The 5757-nt window shown below is 66.9% G+C and carries 1 protein-coding gene; it reads left to right on the forward strand.

What is annotated here, in order from left to right; genetic code table 11:
- The coding region (locus EOD07_RS19630) for a glucoamylase family protein (protein ID WP_127236653.1) at nt 1–5757 on the forward strand (5757 nt) is incomplete at both ends.

Raw genomic sequence — 5757 nt, forward strand, 5'->3', positions numbered from 1 at the left:
GTTCATGGCGCCGACCTTCGACATCGTGAACGGCATCCTGCCGAAGAGCGGCGATCAGACGCCGCGCGGCCATTTCTCCGCTTTGGCGCGCGACACCGTGTTCGGCACCGCGCTGGTGGCGCTGAAAGTGCTCTTGATGGCGCATCTTGCCTGGATGATGGGCGACGCCATCATCCGCACCATCTACCGGCTCTTCGTCAGCCGCCAGAACCTGCTCGAATGGCGCACCGCCTCGCAGGCGGCCAAGGGCGGCAACGATCTCGGCGCCTATTACGGCATGATGTATGGCGCGGTGATCGTCGGCGTCGTCGGCCTCGCCATTCCGGTGCTTGCCGATTCCACCGGCGCCTTCGTCGCCTTCTTCTTCGCCATCTTCTGGATCGCTTCCCCCGCCGTCGCCTGTTGGATCAGCCGTTCGGCCGAGACAGAGGACAGGCTGCGCATCTCGACCGCCGACATCCACGCGCTGCGCACCTTCGCGCGCCGCACCTGGCATTATTTCGAGACCTTCGTCACGCCCGAGCAGCATCACCTGCCGCCGGACAATTTCCAGGAAAGCCCGGCGCCGGTGGTGGCGCCGCGCACCTCGCCGACCAATATCGGCGTCTATCTGCTGTCGGTGGTGTCGGCGCGCGATTTCGGCTGGATCAGCCTGTCGGACGCCATCACCCGCATCGACGCCACGATGACGACCATCGAGAACATGCCGCGCGAACGCGGCCATCTCTACAACTGGTACGACACGACGACGCTGAAGCCGCTCTATCCGCTCTATATCTCCGCGGTCGACAGCGGCAATCTCGCCGGACATCTGGTCGCCGTTGCCGCCTCCTGCGCCGAATGGGCCGAGGCGCCCTCGGTGCATCTGCAGGGCGATTTCGAAGGCATCATCGACACCGTCACCATTCTCGACGAAAGCCTGGACGAGCTGCCGGACGACCGCCGGCAGTTGCGGCCGCTGCGCCAGCGCCTGGCCGACCGTCTCGACGGCATGCGTCGCGCGGTTGCGACCATCAAGGCGCAGCCCGAAATGGCGTCGATCCGCACTATCAACCTTGCCGTGCTCGCCGGCGAGATCCGCAAGCTCGCCACCGCCATCCACACCGAGGCGGCCTCGCCGAAAAGTGATGTCATCGCCGACTGGGCGGCGAGGCTCGAGGCGACCTGCGAGGCGCATGTGCACGATTCGCACAATGACGAGAGCGCCGTCGCCGCGTTGCGCGCCAAGCTGCTCGCCCTGCGGGAGCGCTGCCGCCGCTATGCCTTCGAGATGGATTTCTCCTTCCTGATGCGCCAGGAGCGCAAGCTGCTCTCGATCGGCTACCGCGTCGAGGACCGACAGCTCGACGAGAGCTGCTACGACCTTCTTGCCTCCGAGGCGCGGCTCACCAGCCTGTTCGCCATCGCCAAGGGCGACCTGCCGACCGAGCACTGGTTCCGTCTGGGACGCCCGATCGTCGAGATCGGCTTCCAGGGCGCGCTGATGTCCTGGTCGGGCTCGATGTTCGAGTATCTGATGCCGCCGCTGGTGATGAAGGAGCCGCAGGGCTCGATCCTCAACCAGACCAGCAAGCTCATCATCAAGCGCCAGATCCAGTATGCGCGTTCCAAGAACGTGCCCTGGGGCATTTCGGAGGCGGCCTACAACGCCCGCGACCGCGAGCTCACCTATCAATACACCAATTTCGGCGTGCCCGGCCTCGGCCTGAAGCGCGGCCTTGGCCAGAACACCGTGATCGCGCCCTATGCGACGATCCTGGCCGCGCAGTTCAGCCCACGCGAGGCGGTGCAGAACCTGCAGCGGCTGCGCTCGATCGGCGCCCTTGGCCGCCACGGTTTCTACGACGCGGTCGATTTCACGCCGCAGCGCGTGCCCGAAGGCACCGACCACGCCGTGGTGCAGAACTACATGGCGCACCATTCCGGCATGTCGATCGCCGCCGTCGCCGACGCCATCTTCGAAGGCCGGTTGCGTGAGCGTTTCCACAGCGATCCGGTGATCGAGTCGGCCGAGCTTCTCTTGCAGGAGAAGGCGCCGCGCGACATTCCGACCGCAACCGTCAGGACGGAAGCCGACGAGCGCGCCAAGGACGAGACCGAGGCCGAAAGCCCGGACAGCCGCATCATCCTCGATCCCATCAAGGCGCTGCGGGCAACCAACGTCATGTCCAACGGCCGCTATTCGGTCATGGTCACCGCGACGGGCTCCGGCTACAGCCGCTTCGGCGAGCTTGCCGTCACCCGCTGGCAGCCGGACCCGAGCGAGGATCGCCTCGGCTCCTACATCTTCCTGCGCGACACCGCGACGGGCGATTGGTGGTCGGCCACAGCGGAACCGAAGCGCGCCGAGGGCGAACGCGTCCAGACGCTGTTCGGCGACGACAAGGCGAGCTTCACCAAGTCCGTCGGCTCGCTGCGTTCCGAAGTCGAATGCATCGTCATTTCCGAAGGCAATGGCGAAGGCCGCCGCATCACGCTCTATAATGATGGCCCGACCGACCGGCATATCGAGGTGACCTCTTTCGCCGAACTGGTGCTCGGCAATGAGGCTTCCGACAACGCCCATCCGGCCTTCTCCAAGATGTTCGTCGAGACCGAGATCGCGCCGAACAATGGCGCGATCTTCGCCACGCGGCGCAAGCGCGACAAGAACGATCCCGATCTCACCATGGTGCATTTCGTCACCGACCCGTCGGGCCCGTCGCGCGATGCCGAGGCCGAAACCGACCGGCGCGCCTTCATCGGCCGCGGCCGCACCATCGCCGATGCCGTCGCCTTCGACCCCGGCGTCAGGCTTTCCGGCAGCCAGGGCTTCACGCTGGACCCAGTTGCGGCGCTGCGCCGCCAGGTCCGCGTGCCGGCCAACAAGAAGATCTCGCTGACCTTCTGGACCGCCGTCGGCGCCGATCGCTCGGAGCTCGACGAGGCGATCGCTCGTCTCGACCACCAGGAGAGCTTCGCCCGCCAGGCGATGCTCGCCTGGACGCGCAGCCAGGTGCAGACGCGTCATCTGGGGCTCAGCCTCACCGACGCCGCCAATGTGCAGAAGCTGGCGCGATACCTGATCTATCCCGATCCGTTCCTGCGCCTGCCGGCCGAATCCATCGCGTCCGGCCTCGGCCGTCAGTCGAGCCTATGGCCGACCAGCATCTCCGGCGATTTCCCGATCTTCCTCGTGCGCATCGGCGACGTCGCCGATCTCGAGATCGTCGCCCAGGCGCTGCGCTTCCAGGAATACATGCGTGCCCGCGGCATGATGATCGACTTCGTCGTCGTCAACGAGCAGGCCTCGTCCTATGTGCAGGACCTGCAGCGCGCGGTGGAGACGCTGTGCGAGAACAGCCGCCTGCGCGGCCGTGAGCTCGGGCCTCGCCAGCACATCTTCGCGGTGCGCCGCGACCTGATGGACGAGCCGACCTACAAGACCCTGCTGTCGGTCGCGCGGGTGGTTCTTCACACCCGCAACGGCACGATCTTCGATCAGCTCGAACGCGCCGAGACGGCCGCGCTCCAGGCGCGCGACGCCTTGCTGCAGGCGGAGGGCGGTTCGCCGCGCGAACCTGCTCCGCCGCTGCCCTTGCCGGTGCCGGCAAGCCAGGGTGGAGGCGATATCGCCGCCGATGGCAGCGGTCTCAGCCTGTGGAACGGCTTTGGCGGCTTCGACGGCGACGGTCGCCACTATGTGACGCGGTTGACCGGACGGCGTGTGACACCGCAGCCCTGGATCAACGTGATCTCCAACGCCTCCTTCGGTTTCCACGTCTCGGCGGAAGGCGCTGGCTTCACCTGGAGCCGCAACAGCCGCGACTACCAGCTGACGCCGTGGTCGAACGATCCGGTGTCGAACCGGCCGGGCGAGGGCTTCTATATCTATGACCAGCTGAGCGGTAAGGCGTTCTCGCCGATGGCGGCAGTGGTGCGCGATCCGTCGATGACCTACGAGACCTGGCACGGGCAGGGGTTCTCCACCTTCCGCTCGAAGCGCGGGCCGCTGTCGATGGACCTGACGCAGGTGGTCGATCCGACTGATCCGGTGAAGATCACGCGGTTGCGCATCCAGAATGCCGGTCCGGCGCCCGCGCGGCTGCGCATTTACGCCTATGCCGAGTGGGTGCTGGGCGGCCATCGCTCGCGCACCGCGGCGACCATCGTGCCCTCCCGGGACGCAGCGACCGGCGCCATGCTGGCGCAGAACCCCTATGGGCTCGACTTCGGCGAGCGCGTCGCCTTCCTGGCGGCAAGTCATCCGGTCCATTCGGTGACCGCCGACCGCTCCGAATTCATCGGCAGGCACGGCACGACCGAATATCCGCAGGCCGTGCTCGGCGGGGTTGCGCTCTCCGGCCGTATCGAGGCGGGCGACGATCCTTGCGCGGTTCTCGCCAGCGACATCGACATTCCGGCCGGCGGCGATGTCACGCTGCTCTGGCTGCTTGGCGACGCGGCCACGCCCGCCGAGGCAAGCGCGCTGGCGCAGATCCATCGCGGCAAGGATTTCGACCAGCGCCTGGCCGACAACGAACGCGCCTGGCGCGGCTTCCTCGACACCATCCAGGTCGAGACGCCGGACGAGGCGATGAACGCCATGGTCAACCACTGGCTGCCTTACCAGAGCCTGGCCTGCCGCATCCGCGCGCGCTCGGCCTTCTACCAGGCGAGCGGCGCCTTCGGCTTCCGCGACCAGCTGCAGGACACGCTCGCCCTTCTGGCGCACGACCCGAAGCTGGCGCGCGACCAGATCCTCAATGCCGCGCGCCGCCAGTTCCCGGAAGGCGACGTGCAGCACTGGTGGCTGCCGCGCACCAATGCCGGGGTGCGCACCATGATCTCGGACGATGTCGTCTGGCTGGCGCACGCGACGGCCCGCTACATCGAGGTGACGGGCGATGCCGGCATCCTCAAGGAGCAATTGCCCTTCATCGACGGGCAGGAGCTCAGCGAGGGCGAGCACGACGCCTTCTTCACGCCGGAAGTCACCAAGAACACCGCGCCGCTCTATGACCATTGCGCGCGGGCGCTCGATCTGGCGATCAAGCGCAGCAGCCCCGCCGGCCTGCCGCTCATCCTCGGCGGCGACTGGAACGACGGCATGAACCGTGTCGGCGAGGGCGGCAAGGGCGAGAGCGTGTGGCTGGGCTGGTTCTTGCTGAAGACGCTCACCGACTTCGCGCCTGTCGCCAAGGGGCAGGGCGACACCAAGCGGGCGCAGGCCTGGTCCAAGCACGCGGATGCGCTGAAGCGGGCCCTGGAAAGCACCGCCTGGGACGGCCAATGGTACCGGCGCGGCAGCTTCGACGACGGCACGCCGCTCGGTTCGCATAACTCCGACGAGTGCAAGATCGACTCGATCGCCCAGTCCTGGAGCGTGCTGTCTGGCGAGGGCGATCCGGCCCGTTCGACGACGGCCATGGAACAGGCGACCGAGATGCTGGTCGATGACGAGCTCAAGATCGTCAAGCTGTTCACGCCGCCCTTCTCGAAGAGCGAGAAGGATCCCGGTTACATCAAGAGCTATCCGCCGGGCGTGCGCGAGAATGGTGGCCAGTACACCCATGCCGCCACCTGGTTCGTGATCGCGCTGGCCGAAATGGGCCGCACCGACGAGGCCTATCGCTGCTTCTCGATGCTGAACCCGGTCAACCACGCCTCGGACGAGGCGGCGGCCGAGCATTATCGCGTCGAGCCCTATGTCGTGGCCGCCGACATCTATGCCGGCGAAGGCAAGGGCGGCCGCGGCGGCTGGACCTGGTACACGGG

This window comes from Mesorhizobium sp. M2C.T.Ca.TU.002.02.1.1 (genome assembly GCF_003997225.1).